This window comes from Halomonas sp. SL18_1, from assembly GCF_055755715.1.
This window is the reverse complement of sequence record NZ_JBVTRK010000001.1, coordinates 1219032-1240036: the sequence shown is the minus strand read 5'-3', so window position 1 is coordinate 1240036 and position 21005 is coordinate 1219032. Positions and strand designations below refer to the sequence as shown.

General features: G+C 67.1%; 14 protein-coding genes and 5 pseudogenes. 9 read left to right on the top strand and 10 right to left on the bottom strand.

Features of this window, described 5'->3' with window-relative positions:
- The first annotated feature begins 43 nt into the window (after window positions 1-43).
- The 5 genes and pseudogenes from ACSJDS_RS06260 (at window position 44) to ACSJDS_RS06240 (ending at window position 5061) form a co-directional block, all read left to right on the top strand.
- Window positions 44-918: pseudogene (locus ACSJDS_RS06260) on the top strand (AEC family transporter).
- A gap of 78 nt (window positions 919-996) precedes the next feature.
- A pseudogene (locus tag ACSJDS_RS06255) lies at window positions 997-2158 on the top strand (PQQ-dependent sugar dehydrogenase).
- Window positions 2159-2220: 62 nt separating this feature from the next.
- On the top strand, window positions 2221-2910 hold the full coding sequence (locus ACSJDS_RS06250; RefSeq protein ID WP_473032512.1) for a methyl-accepting chemotaxis protein: 690 nt from the start codon (window positions 2221-2223) through the stop codon (window positions 2908-2910).
- Window positions 2904-3677 (top strand): sensor histidine kinase, encoded by a 774-nt coding sequence (locus ACSJDS_RS06245; RefSeq protein WP_473032511.1) that lies wholly within the window; start codon window positions 2904-2906, stop codon window positions 3675-3677. The genes ACSJDS_RS06250 and ACSJDS_RS06245 overlap by 7 nt, the downstream gene beginning before the upstream one ends.
- Window positions 3674-5061: pseudogene (locus ACSJDS_RS06240) on the top strand (sigma-54-dependent transcriptional regulator). The gene ACSJDS_RS06245 and the pseudogene ACSJDS_RS06240 overlap by 4 nt, the downstream one beginning before the upstream one ends.
- Before the next feature lie 248 nt (window positions 5062-5309).
- Here the strand turns inward: ACSJDS_RS06240 and ACSJDS_RS06235 are convergent.
- A complete protein-coding gene (locus tag ACSJDS_RS06235) occupies window positions 5310-5681 on the bottom strand; it encodes a hypothetical protein (protein ID WP_473032510.1) in 372 nt (123 codons plus the stop codon).
- Between the two features lie 131 nt (window positions 5682-5812).
- The gene (locus ACSJDS_RS06230) at window positions 5813-6085 is read right to left on the bottom strand and encodes a hypothetical protein (protein ID WP_473032509.1); all 273 of its coding nucleotides are present in this window, start codon (window positions 6083-6085) and stop codon (window positions 5813-5815) included.
- 457 nt (window positions 6086-6542) lie between these two features.
- Between ACSJDS_RS06230 and ACSJDS_RS06225 the strand changes: the two genes are divergently transcribed.
- Together ACSJDS_RS06225 and ACSJDS_RS06220 are read left to right on the top strand one after the other, a co-directional pair.
- Window positions 6543-6968: a universal stress protein gene (locus ACSJDS_RS06225; protein ID WP_473032508.1), complete on the top strand. Its 426-nt coding sequence runs from the start codon at window positions 6543-6545 to the stop codon at window positions 6966-6968.
- A gap of 53 nt (window positions 6969-7021) precedes the next feature.
- Window positions 7022-8677: a BCCT family transporter gene (locus ACSJDS_RS06220; protein WP_473032507.1), complete on the top strand. Its 1656-nt coding sequence runs from the start codon at window positions 7022-7024 to the stop codon at window positions 8675-8677.
- Between the two features lie 108 nt (window positions 8678-8785).
- Here the strand turns inward: ACSJDS_RS06220 and ACSJDS_RS06215 are convergent, their stop codons facing one another.
- Complete coding sequence (locus ACSJDS_RS06215; RefSeq protein WP_473032505.1) at window positions 8786-10696, bottom strand: putative bifunctional diguanylate cyclase/phosphodiesterase; 1911 nt, start codon at window positions 10694-10696, stop codon at window positions 8786-8788.
- Window positions 10697-10961: 265 nt separating this feature from the next.
- Between ACSJDS_RS06215 and ACSJDS_RS06210 the strand changes: the two genes are divergently transcribed.
- Window positions 10962-12746, top strand: coding sequence for a sensor domain-containing phosphodiesterase (locus ACSJDS_RS06210; protein WP_473032504.1), 1785 nt, complete (start codon window positions 10962-10964; stop codon window positions 12744-12746).
- Here ACSJDS_RS06210 and ACSJDS_RS06205 read toward each other — a convergent pair.
- From ACSJDS_RS06205 to ACSJDS_RS06185, 5 genes and pseudogenes are all read right to left on the bottom strand, one after another.
- Window positions 12695-14245, bottom strand: coding sequence for a sensor domain-containing diguanylate cyclase (locus ACSJDS_RS06205; RefSeq protein ID WP_473032503.1), 1551 nt, complete (start codon window positions 14243-14245; stop codon window positions 12695-12697). The two genes, ACSJDS_RS06210 and ACSJDS_RS06205, sit on opposite strands and share 52 nt — an antisense overlap.
- A 14-nt stretch (window positions 14246-14259) precedes the next feature.
- Window positions 14260-14868 carry a hypothetical protein gene (locus ACSJDS_RS06200; RefSeq protein WP_473032502.1) on the bottom strand — a complete coding sequence of 203 codons (609 nt, stop codon included), beginning with the start codon at window positions 14866-14868 and terminating at the stop codon, window positions 14260-14262.
- A 189-nt stretch (window positions 14869-15057) separates the two neighbouring features.
- Window positions 15058-15783, bottom strand: coding sequence for a 3'-5' exonuclease (locus tag ACSJDS_RS06195; RefSeq protein ID WP_473032501.1), 726 nt, complete (start codon window positions 15781-15783; stop codon window positions 15058-15060).
- 4 nt (window positions 15784-15787) lie between these two features.
- A pseudogene (locus ACSJDS_RS06190) lies at window positions 15788-17698 on the bottom strand (DUF294 nucleotidyltransferase-like domain-containing protein).
- 150 nt (window positions 17699-17848) lie between these two features.
- Window positions 17849-18235 (bottom strand): DUF4168 domain-containing protein, encoded by a 387-nt coding sequence (locus ACSJDS_RS06185; protein ID WP_238976901.1) that lies wholly within the window; start codon window positions 18233-18235, stop codon window positions 17849-17851.
- A gap of 189 nt (window positions 18236-18424) precedes the next feature.
- Between ACSJDS_RS06185 and ACSJDS_RS06180 the strand changes: the two genes are divergently transcribed.
- Window positions 18425-19360 carry a DMT family transporter gene (locus tag ACSJDS_RS06180; protein ID WP_473032500.1) on the top strand — a complete coding sequence of 312 codons (936 nt, stop codon included), beginning with the start codon at window positions 18425-18427 and terminating at the stop codon, window positions 19358-19360.
- Here ACSJDS_RS06180 and mtgA read toward each other — a convergent pair.
- Together mtgA and fghA are read right to left on the bottom strand one after the other, a co-directional pair.
- Entirely contained in the window at window positions 19333-20046 is a 714-nt protein-coding gene (mtgA, locus tag ACSJDS_RS06175; protein WP_473032498.1) for a monofunctional biosynthetic peptidoglycan transglycosylase, read from the bottom strand. The genes ACSJDS_RS06180 and mtgA overlap by 28 nt on opposite strands.
- A gap of 24 nt (window positions 20047-20070) precedes the next feature.
- Window positions 20071-20924, bottom strand: a pseudogene (gene fghA, locus ACSJDS_RS06170) (S-formylglutathione hydrolase).
- Between the last annotated feature and the right edge of the window lie 81 nt (window positions 20925-21005).

The following is a 21005-nucleotide window of genomic DNA, read 5'->3' as shown; positions in this document are numbered from 1 at the left end:
GCCGATTCACGACAATGCCTCGCTGACTCCACGAGGAAACCCGATGCTCGCCGAACTCTTCGCCGTGATGGCCCCCGTGCTGGCCGGTGCCGGCCTGGGCTTCACCTGGATCCGCCTTGGCCACCCCTATCCAGTGGAGTTCGTCACTCGGCTGGTCTTCAATATCGGCACCCCGGCGCTGGTGCTGGCCTCGCTCTCCGGGGCCGAGATCGATGCCAACAGCTTCGGCCGTACCATGCTGGCCACCGCCCTGGTGATGACCGCCATGGCGGCGGCAACGGTCGCCATGTCTCGTCTGCTGCGTCGCAACTGGCGGGTCCTGCTGGCTCCCATGATGTATCCCAATACCGGGAACATGGGCCTGCCGGTGGTGCTCTACGCCTTCGGCAGCGCCGGCTTCGCCTTCGGCATCACGGTGATGGTCACGGTGTCGCTGTTTCAGTTCACCCTGGGGGCGGTGCTGGCAAGCCAAGGCAATCCGTGGCGCACCCTGGCCCGCACACCTACCGTCTATGCCATCCTGATCGCCCTGGCGCTGCTGCTTACCGATACTGAGCTGCCGCTGTGGCTCGACAATAGCGTCGACCTGATCTCCGGGTTCACCGTGCCGCTGATGCTGATCACCCTGGGGGTCTCCCTGGCCAGCATTCAGGTCAAGAGCCTCAAGTCGGGCATCGGCTTCAGCCTGCTGCGCACCCCGGTGGCGGCGCTGCTGGCCTGGGCATCGGCACCCTGCTGGGGCTGCCGCCGCTGGCCCTCGCCATCCTGGTGCTGCAGATGAGCATGCCGGTGGCGGTGTTCAACTATCTGTTCGCCCAGCGGTCCGGGCATGAGCCCGAGTATGTGGCCAGCCTGGTGTTCTGCTCCACCCTGCTGTCGCTGCTCTACCTGCCGATCCTGCTGGCGATCCTGATGTAGCCGGCCGACTCCGGAACACCCGCCGGCCCCGGGAGTCACTATGCTGTGGTAGGGAGAGCCACCAACCGGGAGAACAGGATGCACACCACACGCAAACGGCTATCCATACGCAAGCGACTCTCCACCCCTCTGCTGCTGGGCACGGCGCTGGCCGCCGGGAGTGCCCAGGCGGTCGAGGTGGTTCAGGAGCGTATCGCCACCGAGCACCTGGACCTGCGCCTGGAGCGGCTGGCCACCGACCTGGCCCACCCCTGGGGCCTGGCCATGCTGCCCGATGGCCGCTTCCTGGTCAGCGAACGGCCAGGGCGCCTATCGCTAATCGAGGAGTCGGGCGAGGTCCGCCACCTGGAGGGCCTGCCGGAGGTCAACGACCGTGGCCAGGGGGACTGCTCGACGTGGCGCTCCACCCCGACTATGGCGACGGCGAGCACGACTGGCTCTATTTCACCTGGAGCCAAGCCGGCAGCGGCGGTACTGCCACGACACTCTCCCGGGCACGCCTGGAGGGAGACGCCCTGACCGACGTGGAGGAGCTGTTCGTTCAGGACCGCTTCTCGGGCCCCGGCCGCCACTATGGCTCACGCCTGGCCTGGCTGCCCGACGGCACCCTGCTGATGAGCATCGGTGACCGCGGCAGCGAGCCGCCTCGCGCCCAGGACAAGGGCGATCATGCCGGCAGCGTGCTGCGGCTGACCGCAGCCGGCGGCGTGCCCGACGACAACCCCTTCGTCGATGACCCCGAGGTCCTCGACGAGCTGTTCACCGCCGGCAACCGCAATATTCAGGGCATGATCGTCAATCGCCACGGCGAGGCCTGGGCCACCGAGCATGGCCCCCGGGGGGCGACGAGCTCAACCATCTCCAGGCCGGCGAGAACTACGGCTGGCCGGAGGTCAGCCTGGGCCGCGACTATGCCACCGGCGAGCCCATCGGCGCCGACTCCCTGCCCGGCATGCGCGACCCCGTTCACGTTTTCGACGGCACCCTGGCCCCCTCCGGCCTCGCCGAGGTCACCGCCGACACCTTCCCCGACTGGCAGGGCGACCTGCTGGCCGGCGGTCTGCGCAGCGAGCGGCTGATACGCCTGACCGTGGCGGACGGCGAGCTGGCTCATCTGGAGGTGATCCTCGACGGTCATATCGGCCGGGTGCGCGACGTGCGCCAGGGCCATGACGGCGCCCTCTACCTGCTCAACGACGATGCGCCGGGCAGCCTCTACCGCCTGGTGCCCGCCGACTGAACCAGCCCACTGCCGGCGGCCCGCCACCGGCAGCGGCCCTCCACTCCCTACCCCGGGCTGCCATGCGCCTACGCAACCTCATCATTCTCACCGTCATCGTCCCGCTGTTCCTGGTGCTGCTGGTCTTCAGCATGGTCGCCATCACCTCGCTGGAGGAGAACGTCCGCTCCCGCCTGGAGCGGGAGGTCCAGGTCATCACCCATGTGATCGGCACCTCGCTCAGCCACGCCCTGGCCCGCGACACCACCGAACCGCTGGAGGAGTCGCTCTATTCGGCCTTCTCCTTTCATCGCATCTACGGCGCCTATGTCTTCGACGCCCAAGGCCAGGAGGTCTACGGCCTGGGGCTGGGCCAGGCGCTGTTCAGCCCCGAGGACATTCGCGCCGTGGCCGAGGCCGGCGAGATGCAGGCCGACTACCGCAATGACGATGGCTGGCACTACTCATCGGCCCTCAAGCCGCTGACCTCGCCCACCGGCGAGGTGCGCGGCGTGCTGCAGGTCAACCGGCTCAATACCGGCATCGAGAACTACACCGGCTTTCTCAGTCAGGTCGCGCTGCTCGCCTTCGTGATCGGCGCCGCCGGCGTGGTGCTGGGCATCTGGTGGGGGTTTCGCCGCCATATCGAGCGCCCCCTCGAGCGCCTGCTGGCGGTGATGCAGCGGGTCGAGAGTGGCGATCGCCACGAACGGGCCATCGTCAAGGGGCCCAGGAGTACCAGCGGCTCGCCGCCGGGCTCAACGGCATGCTAGACGGTCTCGCCGAGAAGGATGCCGATATCGAAGCCAGAAGGCACAAGGAGATCGAGCTCGAGCAGCGCCTGCGCAAGTCGAAGAAGCTGGCGGAGCTCGGCGTGCTGGCCGCCGGCGTGGCCCACGAGATCGGTGCGCCGCTCACGGTGATCAACGGCCAGGCTCAGCGGCTGGCGCGACGCGACAACATCGGCGACGACGAACGGCAGCGCCTCGGGCGCATCCGCGGCGAGGTGGAGCGTATCGTCGAGATCGTCCGCCAGCTCATGGAGCTCGGTCGCCGCCATAACGTAGAGAAGGAGCCGCTGGCCCTGGACAGCCTGGTCGACGCCGCCCGGGAGCTGGTGGAGGAGGACCTGGAGCAGCGCCGCATCCGCCTGGTGCTGGAACTGCCCGAACCGATGCCGCGGCTGCTGGCCAACGGCCAGCAGCTGATCCAGGTACTGACCAACCTGCTGCGCAACGCCGCCCAGGCCGAGGACGTACAGCGGGTGCGGATTCGCGCCCGCCAGGATGAGGCCTGGCTGACGCTGTGGGTGGAGGACGACGGCGCCGGGATCGCCCCGGCGGACCAGTCCCAGGTCTTCGACCCTTTCTTCACCACCAAACCCGTCGGCCAGGGCAGCGGCCTGGGGCTGTCCATGGTACACCGCATCATCAACGATCACGGCGGCACCATCGGCGTCTTCGACAGCGACCTGGGCGGGGCCGGCTTCGAGATCGGCCTGCCCCTGGATGACACCACCCACGGAGGACTCACCACGTGACAGGGAACGACTGTCTCACACTGCCGCTGCTGATCGTCGAGGACGACCCGGCGATTCTCGAACTGCTGACGGAGGAACTCGAGGAAGCCGGCTACCACACCCTGGGCGTCGGCAGCGCCGAGGAGGCCTTGGCCACCCTGAGCCACAGCGAGGTGGCGCTGATCATCAGCGACGTGCGCCTGCCGGGGATCAGCGGCATGCAGCTGCTGGAGCAGCTGCGCGCCGAGGGCTATCGGCAGGGCTTTATCGTGATCACCGCCTTCGGCACCATCGATCAGGCGGTGGAGGCCCTGAAGATCGGTGCCGACGATTTCCTGACCAAGCCGCTGGATCTGGAGGGCGTGCGCGATGCCGTCTATCGGGTGCTGGAGAGCCGACGGCTGGTGGAGCGCTTCCAGCAAACCACGCCCCCCGCCACTTTCATGGCATCGTCGGCGGCAGCGATGCCATGCAGACGCTGTTCCACGATGCCGCCCGGCTGGCCAGAAGTGATGCCCCCATCCTGGTACTGGGGGAGAGCGGCACCGGCAAGGAGCTGCTGGCGCGGGCCGTGCATGCCGAGAGCCCCCGCGCCGGGCGGCCCTTCGTGGCGGTGAACTGCGCCAGCATTCCCGCTGAGCTGATGGAGAGCGAGTTCTTCGGCCATGTCAAAGGCGCCTTCACCGGCGCCAGCGACGCCCGCCAGGGCCTGTTCCAGGCCGCCCATTGCGGCAGCCTGTTTCTCGACGAGATCGGCGAGATGTCCGCCGGCCTGCAAGCCAAGCTGCTGCGCGCTCTGCAGGAGAAAGCCGTGCGTGCGGTGGGCGCCGAGAAGGAAGAGGCGGTGGACGTGCGCATCATCGCTGCCACCCACCGCGACCTGGAGCAGGAGATCGAGGCGGGCCGCTTTCGCAGCGACCTCTTCTTCCGCCTGGAGACCTTCTCGCTGCGCATACCGCCATTGCGCGAGCGCCACGGGGATATCGAGCGCCTGCTCTCGGCGCTGATCGACAAGCACGCCGAGAGCCAGGGCAAGACGATCGACAGCGTCGAGCCCGCCGCGCTCCAGGCGCTGCTCGATTACCCCTACCCGGGCAACGTGCGCGAACTGGAGAACGCCGTAATGCGCGCCGTGACCTTGGCCGAGAACGGCCTGCTCAGTCACGGCGACCTGCCCGAGCGCATTCGCCAGCACGGCGCCGAGCAGCGCCGAGCCGGGAGCGACCGGGAAGCCGGCAATGCCCTGACCCCGACCGTGCCACAGAGCGGCTGGCCGCGCCTGGAGGAGGTCGAAAAGCGCTATATCCAGAAGGTGCTGGAAGCTACCGGCGGCAACAAACGGCGCACCGCGGATATCCTGGGCATTGCCCGTCGCACGCTCTATCGGCGCCTCGAGGAGGAGTAGCCATCCCCGGGCATGCCGTCGCGACGCACACCACAATGGTTCCGGCGAAAAAACGCCCCCGTGGGGAGCGGGGGCACAAGGGCGCCTTGTCCAGGCTGACGGCACTCCTGGGCTATGCCGCCAGGAGCTCAGGGAGGGTGGTGGGACCGTCAGTGGAGGGCGGCGCCAAGAGGTGAGTCATGCACCATGACAACGATCCGGCTTTCAGGGCGAAGGCCCTGGCCCATCAGGCCAGGGCCGGGAACGCCTTACCAGCCGCTCTCCTCGTCATCCTCGTCGGGATACTCCCACTCTTCCTCCTCGTCTTCATACTCCATCACCGGATCGTCGGCCGGGTCCGACTCGCCGGGCATCGGCTCGGTGCCGCTGCCAAATCCGGGCTCATCGGCCGGTGATGTCTCGGCACCCGGTGCGGCGGGGTCAGCACCCGGCGCGGAGGGGTCGGCGCCCGGTGCGGCGGGGTCGGCGCCCGGCGCGGTCTCAGCGCCCTGCTGCTGGGTGGCAGGGTTCTGATAGTCGTCGTCCTGCTGGAAGCTGCCCGCCATGGCAAGCGGACTTGCCGTCAAGCCAACGGTTACGCCAAATACGCCAAGCTTCTTGAGAAACGTCTTGGACATCATCTATATACCTCCTGGGAGTCGTCTTTTCCGACGAAGTGTGGAGGGCCTTTTGCCCTCTGCCGCTGTCCGCCCAATGCCGGACAGCGGCATGCAGTTGGGGGTGGCGCCGCGGGCGCCGTGGCTTGGTGGCGTTAGAAGCCGCCCTGCTCGTCATCCATCGGCTCGCCCATGGGCTCTTCCGGCTCCATGCCGGGATCCTGCCCCATGCCGGGGTCATCGGCAGGGTCCTGCCCCATGCCCGGATCCTGGGCCGGCTCTTCCATGGGCGGCTCTTCCATCGGTGGCAGTTCGTCATCGTTGCCGCAGCCGGCAAGGGCCAGGGTGCCCAGTGCCAGGGCCGCGATGGAGGCGAGTGCCGCCAGACGACCGCGGCGCGAGAATCGAGTGTGATCGGTGTGTTTCATCTGGATGTCTCCCTGAGTCATTCGCGTTCACCCAGCGCATTGCAGGGGGCATGCCACACACGCCAAAAAGACAAAAAAACATTGAAAATCAATATATTAACAAGATACGAACAAGCTCTAGCAACGCACACTCAGCCCCAGGGCGCTGGTGAAAAATGACACATGGGTCAGGGCTGTCACAGCAGGCTCCCCTGCCCTGCCGCGATCTCCCTATCCCAGACAGGATGAAAAACAGGCGTTTAAACCCATTCGGAATCAAGGTGTTTGATCATGTACAATGCGTCGGCGATCGGCGACAGGTGGCGATAGCGATCACCAGCCCCGTTGACAGCAGGAGGCCCGCGGCACTGGCGGTGTTCGACAAAACCGCCACACTCAAAGGGGCAGCCGCACAGGATACTGCCGCGATCCCCTGAGCGACCCGCTGGTCGCTCCGCAGCGAAAGGAGGAGTAGGGTATGTACCGCAAGATCATGGTGCCGATCGACTTGGCACATATCGACGTCATCGAGCCATCCCTGGAGGCGGTCGCCGACTTGGCCCGCCACTATGATGCCGAGGTCTGCTACGTGGGTGTGACCTCCAGCAGCCCCAGCAGCGTGGCTCGAAGCCCGGAGGAGTTTCAGCAGAAGCTGGACGCCTTCGCCCAAAAGCGGGCCCAGGTACACGGCCAGCCGGTCAGCACGCATACCGTGCATAGCGCGGACCCGGTGGCCAATCTGGACGACCTGCTGCTAAAAGCCATCGACAAGGTGGGCGCCGACCTGGTGGTCATGCCAACACATCCTCCGAAGCACCTGGATGTCATCATGACTTCCCACGGGGGCAAGATCGCCACTCACACCGACGTCTCGGTGTTTCTGGTCAGACCCAAGGCAGACTGAGCCACATCGCTAACCGCCAATAATTCAGATGTCAAGCAAAGGGAGAACGTCAAGTGGACAAGCATCCTGACGACGACAGCACCCCAGAGGCCAACAAGCCTTCGGAAGGGATACCGGCCCCGGAAGGGCCCGCCGATCTAATCGATACCGACTACGTGATCGGTCAGGACAACATCACGGCCAGTCCCCTTGGGATCAACCTCGACCTGCACGGCAAGGTGTTCACTGTCTCATCGATAGTGATCCTGTTCTTCGTGATCATCGCCCTGGCGCTGCAGGATCAGATCGAGCCCATCTTCAATGTCGGCTTCAGTTTTCTGACGGTCAACATGGCCTGGTTCTTCCTGCTGGCCGCCAATATTTTCGTGATTCTCTCCATCGTGCTGATCTTCACCCCCCTGGGGAAGGTGCGCATCGGGGGGGCCGAGGCCAAGCCGGATTTCAGCTATCTCGGCTGGTTCTCCATGCTGTTCGCCGCGGGGATGGGCATCGGCCTGATGTATTTCGGGGTTTCCGAGCCCATGGACCACTTCCAGTCGGCGCTGGGGGGGATCGCCACCGAGAATGGCGCACGTACGGACTGGGCGCCGCTGGGCGCTGCCGAAGGCAACGAGCAGGCGGCCATTGCCCTGGGCATGGCGTCCACCATCTTCCACTGGGGGCTGCATCCCTGGGCAATCTATGCGGTGGTGGCGCTGGCGCTAGCGCTGTTTTCCTTCAACAAGGGCCTGCCGCTGACCATGCGCTCGGTCTTCTATCCCATCCTGGGTGAGCGCGTCTGGGGCTGGCCGGGCCATGTGATCGACATCCTGGCGGTGTTCGCCACCCTATTCGGCCTGGCCACTTCCCTGGGGCTCGGCGCTCAGCAGGCTACCAGCGGCCTCAATAGCCTGTTCGGCATTCCCGACGCCAATGCCACCATGGTGCTGTTGATCATGGGTATTACCGTGGTCGCCATGGGCTCCATTACGCTGGGGGTCGACAAGGGGGTTCAGCAGCTCTCCAAGCTCAACATGGGGCTGGCCTTCCTGCTGCTGATATTCGTGATCCTGGTCGGCCCGACGCTGATGATCGCCACCGGCTTCTTCCAGAACCTGCTGGCCTACCTCACCAACCTGCCGGGCCTCTCCATGCCCTTCGGTCGTGAGGACGCCAACTTCAGCCAGGGCTGGACGGCCTTCTACTGGGCCTGGTGGATCTCCTGGTCGCCCTTTGTCGGCATGTTCATCGCCCGGGTCAGCCGCGGCCGCACCGTGCGTGAATTCCTGGTCGCCGTGCTGCTGGTGCCGTCGCTGGTGTCGGTGCTGTGGATGACCTCCTTCGGTACCGCCGGCATCCAGCAGTTCCTGGCGGGCAACTTCGAGGGCGACGTCGATGCGCTGTTCATCATGCTGGGCGGTCTCCCGCTGACCGAGATCACCTCCTTCATCGCCATCGTGCTGGTGATGGTGTTCTTTATCACCTCGTCGGATTCCGGCTCGCTGGTGATCGACTCCATCACCGCCGGCGGCAAGATCGATGCGCCCAAGCCCCAGCGGCTCTTCTGGGCGATCATCGAGGGGGCCATCGCCATCGCCCTGCTGCTGGGCGGCGGCCTGACGGCCCTGCAGACGGCGGTGATCACCACCGGCCTGCCCTTCACTCTGGTGCTGCTGGTGGCCTGCTATGCCATCGTCAAGGGCCTGATGAGCGAGCCCAGGGCCGTATAGCATAGCCCCGCAAAACAGGCGCAAGATCCAAGCAAGACTCACGAGGCGGCCCACGGGCCGCCTTTTCGTTCTCCGCAGCGCGTCGCCTGCGCCGCTGTCGCCTCCGAGCTAGTGGCGAACGGCGCTCGGCAGCCCGCCGAGAGTCAGGTCCGCCAACGGCGCCGGCCGGCCATAGAGAAAGCCCTGATAGCGCCGACAGCCATGGGCCTCTAGCCACCGGCGCTGGGCCTCGGTTTCGACGCCTTCGGCCAGGGTCTCCAGTGACAGGGTGGTGCTCAGGGTGATGATCGCCTCGACGATGGCCGCGTTGGTGGCGTCCTGGTCCACATCGCGGACAAAGGACTTGTCGATCTTGAGCCGATCCAGGGGCAGTCGACGCAGGTAGGCCAGCGACGAGTAGCCGGTCCCGAAGTCGTCCAGGGCAAAGCCGATGCCGCGCCGCCGTAGGCGCAGCATCTTGTCGCGGGTGTCCTCCGGGTCGTGCATCAGCAGCGATTCGGTAACCTCAAGTTCGAGCCGCTCGGCCGGGGCGCCGGTGTCGGCCAGCACCGCCTCGACCTGGTCGACAAAGCCCGCCGCCGCAAACTGCTGAACGCTGACGTTTACCGCCACCCTGAGCCCACGCCTGTCTGGCTCCTGCGCCCAAGCGGCCAGCTGGCGGCAGGCCTCGCGGAGCACCCAGCGGCCGATGGGCAGCATCATGCGGGTCTCCTCGGCCAGCGGAATGAAGATCCCGGGACTGACCCGGCCGCGGGTAGGATGCTCCCATCGCAGCAGCGCCTCCACGCCAACGACGGCCCCTTCGCTGTCCACCTGCGGCTGATAGTGCAGACTCAGCTCCTCGCGATCGAGGGCCTGGCGCAGATCGGCCTCCAGGGTGGCCCGCTCGATCACGCTGGCCTGCATCTCGGCGTCGAAGAAGCGCAGCGTATTACGCCCGGCGGCCTTGGCCTGGTACATGGCCAGGTCGGCCTGCTGCATGATCTCGTCGGTGCGGCTGCCGTGGTCAGTGAACAGGGTGATGCCCAGGCTGCCACTTATGGCGAAGCGCTGCTCTCCCACCTCATGGTACTCCTCGAGGACGGCCAGCAGTTTTTCGCCGACCCGCTCAGCGATCTGGGCCGCGGCCAGCGGCGCCTCGCCAAGGTCGGTGAGCATCACCACGAACTCGTCGCCACCCAGCCGCGCCACGGTATCGGTCTCCCGCAGCACCGCGGTCAGCCGGCGGGCGACCTCACGCAGCAGGTCGTCGCCCCGCTGGTGGCCCTGGGTGTCGTTGATCACCTTGAAGTTGTCCAGGTCGATGAACATCAGGGCGCCATGCTCGGCGCTGCGATGGCTGGCCTTGAGCGCTGCCTCCAGGCGGTCGAGCAGCAGACGACGATTGGGCAGGCCGGTGAGAGGGTCGTAAAAAGCCAGCTGATACGCCTGCTCTTCGGCATGTCGGCGCTGGGTGATATCGGTCAGGGTGGCCACGAAGTGGGTCACCTCGCCCCTATCGTTGCGCACCGCGCTGATGGTCAGCCACTGCAGGTAGAGCTCACCGTCCTTGCGGCGATTCCATATCTCACCCTGCCAGCTGCCGGTCTCGTGGATGGCCCGCCACATGCGCCGGTAGAAGCGCCCATCATGCTTGCCGGAGCTCCATAGTCGCGGATTCCTGCCGACCACCTCTTCCTGGGTATAGCCGGTGATGGCGGTGAAGGTGCGATTGACTTTCAGAATGGCGCCGCGGGCATCGGTGATGATCATGCCAAGGTGGGTCTCGAAGGCCATTGCGGCAATGCGCAGGTTGGCCTCCTCGAGTGAGGAGCGCAGCGCATCGCGAACCTCCTGGGGAGAGCGCCGCTGGACACCCTGGTGAACCGCCAGCGCCAGCACCATCAGCCCCAGCAGCCCGGCGGCGACCGCGAGCGGCCAGACCCGCTGCTGCCAGCTCGCCAGCCCCAGCAGCAGGGCCAGCAGCAGCGGGATCAGGTGGCGCTCGGCAGACCTCAGCGCCGGCCAGCGTTGCCCCATGGCGCTCTCCTTGTCGTTGTCAGTGTCCGTGGTAGGGTCGTGGAGAATGATGTCGCGGTGCTCGTGTCATCACCGTGTGCCGCATGGCTGGCGTGCCACTATGCCGTTTCCCGCTCTGTTGCGCATTGTCCAGCGTCAACCCGCCGCCATCTAATGAGCGACAGCGCCGATGGCGACCGGCACTGGCAACCCGACGCCGCTTCGGGCATATTTTCCTGGCACCCTGTCGTTGCACCCCCGACCCAATAGGAGCCACCCGCCGCCAATGATGGCCCCCGAAGACGCCTTCCGCCTGCTGGCCGACAGCCTGGGCAGTAGCGGCACCCCCCGGGTGTTCGATCTGCTGGTCGAGCGCGTGGCCGCCATATTCGAGGCCGAGCACGCACTGATCGCCGAGGTGCTGCCCGGCGGCGAGTCGGTGCGAACGGTGGCCGTCTGGTCACAGGGACAGCTGCAGCCTGCGGTGAGCTATCCGCTGGCTGGCACACCCTGCGCCCATGTGCTGGACGACCGGACCTGCCACTATCCCGACAACGTCTGCGCGAGCTTTCCCGACGATCCCATGCTGCGCGAGATGGGGGTTAACAGCTACATGGGGGCGCCCATCAAGGCGCCGGACGGCCAGCTGCTGGGGCTGATGGCGATCCTTGGCAATCATCCCCTGGCACTGACCGACTACGCCCCGGAAGTGTTGCGTATCGCGGCGGCTCAGGCCGGCGCCGAGCTGACGCGTCAGGCCACCGAGCGGGAGCGGCGCAGCAGCCGCCACCGCATCGAACAGCTGGCCTACTGGGACAGCGTCACCGGGCTGCCCAACCGCCGCCAGTTCATGGAGAGACTCACCGATGGCTGCGCGCAGGCCCGCCGAGAGGGCTGCGCCCTGGGCCTGGTCTATCTCGACCTGCGGCGCTTCCGGCAGGTCAACGACACCCAGGGGCATGCCCTGGGCGACCGTCTACTAGCCGAGACCGCCGCCCGCTTCGGCGCCGCAGCGGCCCCCGGCGAATTCGTCGCCCGCCTCGCGGGCGACGAATTCATGGTGCTGCTGATGGACACCGACGCGAGCGCCATGGCCAGCGCGATCGAGCGCTACCGACGCAGCCTCTCCCCGCCGATCCGCATCGCCGAGCGACGCTTTTCCCTAGCCACCAGTGCCGGGGCGGCGCTGTTCCCGCTGGATGCCGACGACGCCCAGTCGCTGTTCCAGCACGCCAGCATCGCGCTGAACCATGCCAAGCGCAGCAGCGACCGGATCCGCTTCTTCAGCGCCGGCATGGCCGATGAGCTGCATCGACGCGAAGTCCTTCAGGCACGCTTCCTGCACGCCCTGAGCCAGGGGAGCCTGTCGCTGCATTTCCAGCCCCAGTTCAGCCTGGCAAGCGGCGAGCTGATCGGCGCCGAGGCCCTGTGTCGCTGGCAGGACGCCACCCTGGGCTGGGTCAGCCCCGGCGACTTCATCCCCCTGGCCGAGGAGCAGGGCCTGATCGGCCGGCTAGGCGACTGGGTGCTGGACACCGCGTGCCGCCAGCTGGCGGGCTGGGAGGCTCAGGGAAAGGCGTTCCCCGGGCGGCTATGTGTCAACGTTTCGGCCCAGCAGATGGACGACCCCCGGCTGGCCGAGCATATTCAGCGCCTGACCGCACGGGTGCCGTCGGCGTGCATCGGCCTGGAGCTGACCGAGAGCGGCCTGATGCGCAACCCGAATCAGACCGTGTGCATTACCCGCACCCTCTGTGATGCCGGCTTCGGCATGGCGATCGATGACTTCGGCACCGGCTACTCGTCGCTGAACTACCTCAAGCGCTTCGCCGCCGACACCCTGAAGATTGACATGTCGTTCGTGCAGGACATGCTCAAGAGCAGCCACGACCACGCCATCGTCGCCACCATCATCGCCATGGCCCAGACCCTGGGCATGCAGACCATTGCCGAAGGGGTGGAAACTCGGGAGCAGGCCGAGGCACTCAGGGCTCTCGGCTGCAGCGGCGTGCAGGGCTTCTACTTCGGCCGGCCGGTGGATGCCGACAGCTTCGCTGCCCGGTGGCTGTAAGCCGTTGGCCGTGAAGCGGCTGGCCAGAGCTCAGGCCGGCGGTGGCGCCTCCGCGCCGCCCTCCTCCAGGCAGACCCGGTCACGGCCCTCGGTCTTGGCCCGGTACATGGCCAGATCGGCACGCTGGAGCAGCGTCTTGCGGCTGTCCCCGGCCGCCACAGGGCCACGCCGATGCTGGCGGTGATCGACAGCGGCAGCCCCTCGACCGCGACCTCGGCGATCAGCCGGCGCAGCCGCTCGCCAAGGCCCGCCGCGGCCTGGCGATCGGTTTCGGTGGCCAGCACCACGAACTCCTCGCCGCCCCAGCGCCCCAGGTGGTCGCAGCCGCGCAGCGACTGCCCGACCCGCCGCGCCAGCTCGCGCAGCACCCGGTCGCCCATCTCATGACCGAAGCGGTCGTTGATGCGCTTGAAGTGATCGGCATCGAACAGCAGCAGGGCAAAGGAGCGTCCGTAGCGCTCGGCGGCGGCCAGCTCAACGTCGATGGCCTGCTCGATCCGATAGCGATTCCACACCCCGGTGAGCGAATCGAAGTGGGCCAGCTGCTCGAGCCGGCAGTTGGCATCGGCGAGCGCCTGCTGCTCCTCATGGAGGCGGGCGTTGAGCCGGTCGATCTCATGGACGGAAGCCGCCAGCGCCAGGTCCTCACCGAGGTCCATGGCGGCCAGGCGCTCGATTCGCTCCCAGGCGATACTGCGACCGCTGACCTCCTCGCGCCAGGCCGAATGGCGACCGGGCAGCGGCTGGTCAGGGACAGCAGCGGACCGCGCCTTTGCCGACTCGCCGGCCACCGCCCAATAGAGGGTCTCGACCTGCTCGGGACGAAACAGCAGCAGCCAGTCGCGGCGCTGAGTATTGAGCCGCAGCGGAATCGCCAGCACGCCGCAGACGCCGTCGAGGGCCAGCCCCTGGGTCATCGCCTGCGTGCCGGCATTGGCGGTATACCAGGGCCCCTCGTGGCGATGCTGCGCATCCAGCCGCAGGACCAGGGTTTCCAGGGCCTCATGGGCCGGCACCTCGCCAAAGCTGACCAGCTCCCCGTGATGCACCAGGGTCACGCCCTGGGCACGAAACAGCGCCAGCCACTCGGCGCCATGGCGGCGTACCAGCAGCTCGGGGCTGGGCAGGCGCCGCCGGGCCCGGGTGAGCAGGTCGCGGCTGTCCTGCACCCGCTGCAGGTAGCGGGCCTCCTGACGGGCGCGCAGCAGGAACAGCCGCTGGGTGGCCATCTGTACCAGGGCCCGGGCGGCCTCCCGGATCGCCGGGGCCAGCGGCACCGGCGCCATGGCATGGCCGATCAACAGCCCCCACAGCTCCTGCTGGCTCTGGATGGGTATCGACAGCATCGCCCCGACCCCGAGATGCTCCTGATAGCTCACCTGCTCGGGAGAGGGCGCTCGCAGCACGCTAGCCGTCAAATCGTCCCTTAGCGCGCCAAGCTCGCTTTCGCTACTGAGCACCTCGACGGGACGCGCCTGGACATCCGGCACGCTGCGCACGGGATTGTGCTCGATCAGGCTGCGCGCCTGGGGAGGAAGTCGCTGGCGGGAAAATGCTGGCCCAGCAGGGAGTCCATCGCCCCCCGACGGTACTCTGCCACCACCTTGCCGTGCCAGTCGGCATCGAACCGGCACACCAGCACCCGGTCATGGCCGGTCAGCTGCGCCACCCCCTCCACCAGGGTGTCCAGTAGCCGGTCGCGGCTCTCGGCCTCGGCGATCCGCCTGAGCCACTCGTTGACCAGGGCCATCAGCCGCCGTTGCCCCACCGAGCCCAGGGGCTCGATCTCGACGATGACACGGTCGCCCCGGCGGTGGGCATTGACCTGGACCTTCAGCGGGCCGCCATCGACTCGGCGGGTGACCGACAGCGGCGCCGGCAGGCGCGAGCGCCCCTTGAGCTCGCGTTTGAGGCGAGCCACCAGGCGGCGCCCCAGCAGCTCGGCCGGCCGGGCATCGAGCAGTCGAGGCACGGTCAGGCCAGTGAGTTCCGCTAGGTTGGCGCTGGCCTGCAGCACGCTCGACGCCTCGGCATCGAGCACCAGCAGCCAGCCGCAGGGCTGGATGCGGCCGATGGGCCGAATGGCCGAGCGACCTGCAGAAGCGGGAGAGGAGGATGTCATGGGCGTCAGCGTGACCTCGCGTACCGACTGGCCAGCGAAAGGGTGAAACGCGCCTATCGTGCATCAGCCCGGGCGTCGATGAAAGCCGGAATAGCACAGTCAAAGCGGCCTGAAGGTCGACATGGTGGACCGATCAGCATGCCCCGGGTGGCGACAGGGCCCATGCCTGGCCAAACGGCGACGCCCGGCTCAGCTCCACAGCTCCCCCACGGGTGTCTGGGGGGCGTAGTGGGTGGCGATCTGCGCCTGCAGCAGTTCGGCAGTCGCCAGGGCATCGACCAGGGCATGGTGCCCCTGGTAGGCCGGCAGGCCGTAGCGCGCGCGACTGTCGTGCAGGCGGATCGACACCGGCGGCCGCCCCATCCAGCGCCGGAACCGCGACCACAGCGAGAGCCGGTGGCGCCGCGCCTCCAGCGACATGGTGTCGATCACCGGGAAACGCACGCCCTCCCCCAGGCGGGACTTGACCGCCGACTCCAGGAAGGGGCGCTCGATATGCCGAAAGTGCACCACCACCAGGCGTCCGGCCAGGGCGTCTAGCAGCTCGGGCAGGATCATTTCCAGGTCAGGCGCCTCCGCCACCTCCGAGTGGGTGATGTGGTGAAGAGTCACCGACTGGTGGGAGAGCGGCCGGGTCGGTCGCACCACCCAGTAGCGGCGCTCCGCCAGCCGGATCCGCCGCAGCGTGAAGGGCACCAGGCCGACGCTGACGATGGCGTGACGCCGCTCATCCAGGCCGGTGGTTTCCATGTCCAGTGCCGCCAACGGCGCCTCACCGATGGGCGTTTCCGCCGCCGGGCAGCCCGCGGCGAAGAAACGCGCCAGCAGCGGATGCGAGGCGCCGCCGGCGCGCTGGGCCATGTAGCCCGGCCAGTCGGGCACGGTGCGCCGGGAGGGCAGTCGCAGGAGAGACATCGGCTCAGCGAGACCGTGCGCCACGCGCCGGCAGCGGGTAGCGGTACTTGAGGAATTTCTGGGCGTTGCTCAGCACCTGGAAGGCATCCTTGAGGTTGTGACGTTCGCTGTCGGCGACGTTCTCCGGCTCGATATTATTGTCCGGCTCGCGCTCCTCCTGAAGATCGATCACCTGGTGATGAATCCGCGACATGGCGAGAAACTCCAGCGCATAGCGCAGCTTCTCGCCGACGCCGGGCGCCAGCAGCTGGGTGCGGCCGATGTCATCGAGCCGCTCGAAGCTGTTCTGGGCGCGGGAGCCACAGGCCAGGGCATGAACACGGATCAGGTCGACCATGGGCGCCGTGCCGCGGCGCTTCAAGTTGATGGAGTTGTTGTGCTTGCCATCCTTCTCCATCACGAAGGTACGAAAGAAGCCCAGCGGCGGCGTGCGGTTCAAGGCGTTGCGGGCCATCGCCGCCAGGAACAGCGGGCTCTGGGGCGCCTTCTTGGCCACCAGGTCCTGAAGCTGTTCGACCAGCGCCTCATCGCCGTAGGCGCTGTCCAGGTCGAAGAAAATCGAGCTGTGCAGCAGCCGTTCCGGCGTGGGGTTGTCGATCCAGTCGTTGAAGTAGCCCTTCCACACCGACAGCGGCTGACGCCACTTGGTCGTGGTGGCCATCACCTCGCCCTTGCAGTAGGGGTAACCACAGGCATCCAGCCCGTCGCTGACCCGCTTCGCCAGGGCCAGGAAATAGGCATCGTGCTGGTCGGGGTCGAAGTCATCGGCAAGCACCAGGGCATTGTCCTGATCGGTGACGATGGACTGCTCGTTGCGCGCCATGGAGCCATTCACCATGAAGCAGTAGGCCACCGGCGGCGGCCCCAGCTCCTCCTCGGCAAGCTCCAGCAGGCGCCGGGTGAAGCTGCGGCCGATGGTCGACAGGGCGCTGCCGATCATCTGGGAGTTGTTGCCCTCCTCCACCATGCGCACGAAGGCGGCGCGCACGTCGGGCGCCAGCCGGGCCAGGCCCTCGGCGCTGGACTGGCTGAAGATATTATTCACCAGGTAGAGGCTGGAGTGGGTCTCGTAGCGAATGATGTCCGACAGGTGCACGATCCCCACCGGGCGGCGGCGATGCAGCACCGGCAGGTGATGCACGTTGTTGCGCAGCATGGTGAGCATCGCCTCGTGCACGGACTCGTCGGACTGGATGGTGATCGATCGTCCGTCGACCAGATCCCCTACCGGGGTATCGGGGGAGAGCCCCTCGGCCACCACCCGGGTGCGAAAGTCGCTGTCGGTGAGGATGCCACACAGCTGCCAGGGGCGGTCCTCGCTGTCGGTAAAGGTGTAGCGCGGCTGCTCCCCGGGGCATCGAGCACCAGCGCCGATGACGCCTGAGCCTCGGTAATCTGGCGCGCCGCCGCCTGCACCGTGGTGGTAGCCTCGACCATCACCGGATAGCGCGTCAGCAGCTTGCGAATCCGGGTGATCATCATGTCGTTGGCTTTCTTCTGCTGCTCCACCACCGCCTTCAGGCGGGGGCGGTCGAGCTCGACGAAGTCGGCGAAGTGCTCGTCGGCATCGCACAGGCGGCGAAACTCGGCCTCGGGAATGAAGTAGATCAGGGAGTCTTCCAATGCCCGGGCCGGAAAGCGCACGCGGTGATTTCGCATCAGGCTGAAGTGGCCGAAGATATCGCCCTCGCCCAGGCGGTTGTAGAGATCGCCGTTACGGCGGTAGACCTCCACAGCCCCGCTGCGGATATAGCAGAAATCGTGCACCTCCTGGTCGAGCACCAGGATATCCGCCCGGCCTTGAAGTAGCCCACTTCGACCCGACCGGCCAGAGCGTCGAGGTGCTCATCGGAGAGACCGTCGAAGGGCGGAAAGCGCCCATGTGCTGGCGAATTTCCAGCAGCTCTACTTCCATGCGTCCCCTCCGATTGCGTGGCGATCCGGCATTATCGCAGTGTGAAAGGGCGCCCGTTGACTGTAAAGCACCCAGCCGAGGGTCGACCACATAGGCAAGAGGCCACCCATGGGGTGGCCTCTCGAAGGTGCCGCTTGGCGAGTCGCGCGTTTACGACTGCTCGGCCATCGCCTGGACACGCTGCATCAGCTCGGGGTCCTGCTGAATGGCATGGCCAATGGCGTTGAAGGTATCCACATCGAGACCGCTGTCCTCGACCACTTCGACCATTTTGTCGTTGGCTTCCATGCGGACCTCGTTCTGGGCCTGCTCGTCTTCGGCCGCGTGAAGGCGCTCGGTGTACTCTTGGGAGATGACGGCGATCTCTTGCGAGGCATCGGCGAACTGCTGAAGCTGGTCATCAGAGAAGTCCTGCGCCGGGGCTGCCGCCTGCGGCTGTTCCGGTGCGGCTGCCGGGTCCTGCTGAGCATGGGCGTGAGCGGCCATCAGGCCGGCAGTGAGCAGAGCAGCCGAGAACAGGGCAGTGATCCGTTGCATGAATACCTCCAAGGGGGGGTTGCGGTGTATGTGCCCCCTGTGACGGACCACGGGCATAAGGGTTCACCATTTTCTTGTAACGCTATGTAATATATCGATAGTCCGCTAATTGCTACCTCGGTCGTCTTCCACCGACGTGCTCGAAGCCGTATCGTCGAGCCTTTCCGTCGGTCAAGGACGTCGCCCCTCATGCCTGCCTCTTCTTCCGCCACGCTCAAGTCCCTGGGTCTGGCCGCCATGCCGCTACTGTTCGTGGCCCTGTGGAGCACCGGCTTCATCGGGGCCAAGTTCGGCCTGCCCCACGCCGAGCCCTTTACCTTCCTGTTCGTGCGCTTCGTGCTGACCCTGATGCTGCTGATTCCGCTGGTACAGCTCTTCAACGGCGGCTGGCCCCAGGGAGCACGGCTCTGGGGGCATATCGGCGTATCCGGCCTGCTGGTGCACGGCGCCTACCTGGGCGGGGTCTTCTACGGCATCCACCTAGGCATGCCGGCCGGGCTGGCCGCGCTGCTGGTGGGGCTTCAGCCGCTGCTGACCGCGACCCTGGCAAGCCCTCTGCTCGGCGAGCGCATCACGGCCGTCCAGTGGCTGGGGCTGGCGCTCGGTCTGGTGGGGATCGGCCTGGTGCTGGGCAGCAAGCTCGATCCGGGCGCCGCGCTGTTCCAGGGCTTCGGGGTCGGCGCCCTGGCCAGCATCTTGGCCGCCCTGGGGGGCATCACCCTGGGCACTCTCTATCAGAAGCGCTTCTGCACCGGCATGCCCCTGCTCTCCGGCACCGTGGTGCAGTACCTGGCGGCGGGCACCCTGCTGGGGCTGGGGGCGCTGCTGTTCGAGGAGCGCAGCATCGACTGGACCCCGACCTTCCTGCTGACCCTGGCCTGGCTGGTGCTGGTGCTGTCGATCAGCGCCATTCTGCTGCTGATGGCGCTGATCCGCCGCGGCGCCGCGTCGCGGGTGGCCAGCCTCTTCTATCTGGTCCCGCCGGTGACGGCGCTACAGGCGTGGTGGCTGTTCGACGAGCGACTGCCCCTGGCCGGGCTGATCGGCATGGCGGTGACCATCGTGGGCGTGGTGCTGGCAGTACGCGGCAAGCCGGATCAGTCGCCTCCCAGCCGCTCCAGGTAGCGCGGGCCACCCAGGTTGCGCATCTGCTGGCGTATCCATTGACTGCGCCGCTCCACATGGGGGCTGGGGCGCGCCGCATCCCAGCCGCGGGGGTTGGGGAGGATGGCGGCCAGGCGGCTGGCCTGGGCTTCGCTGAGCCGGTCGGCGGAAACCCCGAAGTAGTGCTGGCCGGCCGCTTCCAGGCCGAACACCCCGTGGTCCCACTCGGCGATATTGAGATAGACCTCGAGGATGCGCTGCTTGGGCCATAGCGTCTCGATCAGTAGCGTGAACCAGGCCTCCAGGCCCTTGCGGCCCCAGCTGCGCCCGGTCCACAGGAAGAGGTTCTTGGCCGTCTGCTGGCTGATGGTGCTGGCCCCGCGCAGCCGCGCCCCGTTGCGGCTGGCCTCCCAGGCGCGGCGCATCTCGACCATGTCGAAGCCGCGATGATCGGGAAAGCGCTGGTCCTCGGCGGCGATCACCGCCAGCTTGGCGTGGTCGGAGAGCTCGCTCCAGGGACGCCACTGGCGCTGGATCGCCACCGGCTCTCCGACCAGCCAGCCCTGCACCTTGCGCTCGAACATCACCATCGAGCCGTAGGCGGGCACCTCTCGCAGCGCCAGCACCAGCAGCACCGAGAGCGTAATAAAGACGGCCACCGCGAGGGCCGCCCAGCGCAGTAGTCGGCGCAGCAGCGCCCGGATCATGCCGCGCCCTGGGTCGGGGGACGGTCAACGCTTGAATAGATGCTCCGCATGATAGCGCAGGTGGTCCTCGATGAAGCTGGCGATGAAATAGTAGCTGTGATCATACCCCGGCTGGCGACGCAGCGTCAGGGGTGATCGTGCTCGGCGCACACCGCCTCCAGCCGTTCGGGCCTGAGCTGCTCGTCGAGGAAGTCGTCGCTCTCACCCTGGTCGATGAACAGGCGCTGGCTGGAGGCCCCCTTGGCCACCAGCTCGCAGGCGTCGTACTGAGTCCAGGCGCCGGGGTCGTCGCCCAGGTACTCCCCGAAGGCCTTGCGCCCCCAGGGGCACTGGCTGGGGTTGACGATGGGAGCGAAGGCCGACACCGAGCGGTAGTGGCCGGGCCGGCGCAGGGCCATGATCAGCGCGCCGTGACCGCCCATGGAGTGGCCGCTGATCGACTCGCGGCCGTTGACCGGAAAGTGCTGGCGCACCACCGAGGGCAGCTCCTCGGCCACGTAGTCGTACATGCGATAGTGCGCCTTCCAGGGCTGACGCGTGGCGTTGACGTAGAAGCCGGCCCCGGACCCCAGGTCGTAGCTATCGTGCTCGCCGGGCAGATCGGTCCCCCTGGGGCTGGTGTCCGGGCAGACGATGGCGATGCCCAGCTCTGCGGCCAGGCGCTGGGCGCCGGCCTTTTGCATGAAGTTCTCGTCGGTGCAGGTGAGCCCCGAGAGCCACCACAGCAGCGGCACCCGCTGGGTTTCCGCCTGGGGCGGCAGGTAGATGGCAAACACCATCTCGCAGTCCAGCGCCCGCGAGCGGTGGCGGTAGCGCTTGTGCCAGCCGCCAAAGCACTTGTTGCTCGACACCAGCTCCAGCTGTTCGGTCATGGTCATAACGCTCTCCCGGCGCGCAAAGATGTCACCCGTCGCGCGACACGCGACGGCTAAGTTGAGACATGGCGGCGCATGTCACGG

Bases quoted from the DNA above. Each gene is read 5' to 3' on its own strand.
- ACSJDS_RS06250 (WP_473032512.1), top strand. From the start codon at position 2,221: ATGCGCCTACGCAACCTCATCATTCTCACCGTCATCGTCCCGCTGTTC.
- ACSJDS_RS06245 (WP_473032511.1), top strand. From the start codon at position 2,904: ATGCTAGACGGTCTCGCCGAGAAGGATGCCGATATCGAAGCCAGAAGG.
- ACSJDS_RS06235 (WP_473032510.1), bottom strand. From the start codon at position 5,681: ATGATGTCCAAGACGTTTCTCAAGAAGCTTGGCGTATTTGGCGTAACC.
- ACSJDS_RS06230 (WP_473032509.1), bottom strand. From the start codon at position 6,085: ATGAAACACACCGATCACACTCGATTCTCGCGCCGCGGTCGTCTGGCG.
- ACSJDS_RS06225 (WP_473032508.1), top strand. From the start codon at position 6,543: ATGTACCGCAAGATCATGGTGCCGATCGACTTGGCACATATCGACGTC.
- ACSJDS_RS06215 (WP_473032505.1), bottom strand. From the start codon at position 10,696: ATGGGGCAACGCTGGCCGGCGCTGAGGTCTGCCGAGCGCCACCTGATC.
- ACSJDS_RS06210 (WP_473032504.1), top strand. From the start codon at position 10,962: ATGATGGCCCCCGAAGACGCCTTCCGCCTGCTGGCCGACAGCCTGGGC.
- ACSJDS_RS06200 (WP_473032502.1), bottom strand. From the start codon at position 14,868: ATGACATCCTCCTCTCCCGCTTCTGCAGGTCGCTCGGCCATTCGGCCC.
- ACSJDS_RS06195 (WP_473032501.1), bottom strand. From the start codon at position 15,783: ATGTCTCTCCTGCGACTGCCCTCCCGGCGCACCGTGCCCGACTGGCCG.
- ACSJDS_RS06185 (WP_238976901.1), bottom strand. From the start codon at position 18,235: ATGCAACGGATCACTGCCCTGTTCTCGGCTGCTCTGCTCACTGCCGGC.
- ACSJDS_RS06180 (WP_473032500.1), top strand. From the start codon at position 18,425: ATGCCTGCCTCTTCTTCCGCCACGCTCAAGTCCCTGGGTCTGGCCGCC.
- mtgA (WP_473032498.1), bottom strand. From the start codon at position 20,046: ATGATCCGGGCGCTGCTGCGCCGACTACTGCGCTGGGCGGCCCTCGCG.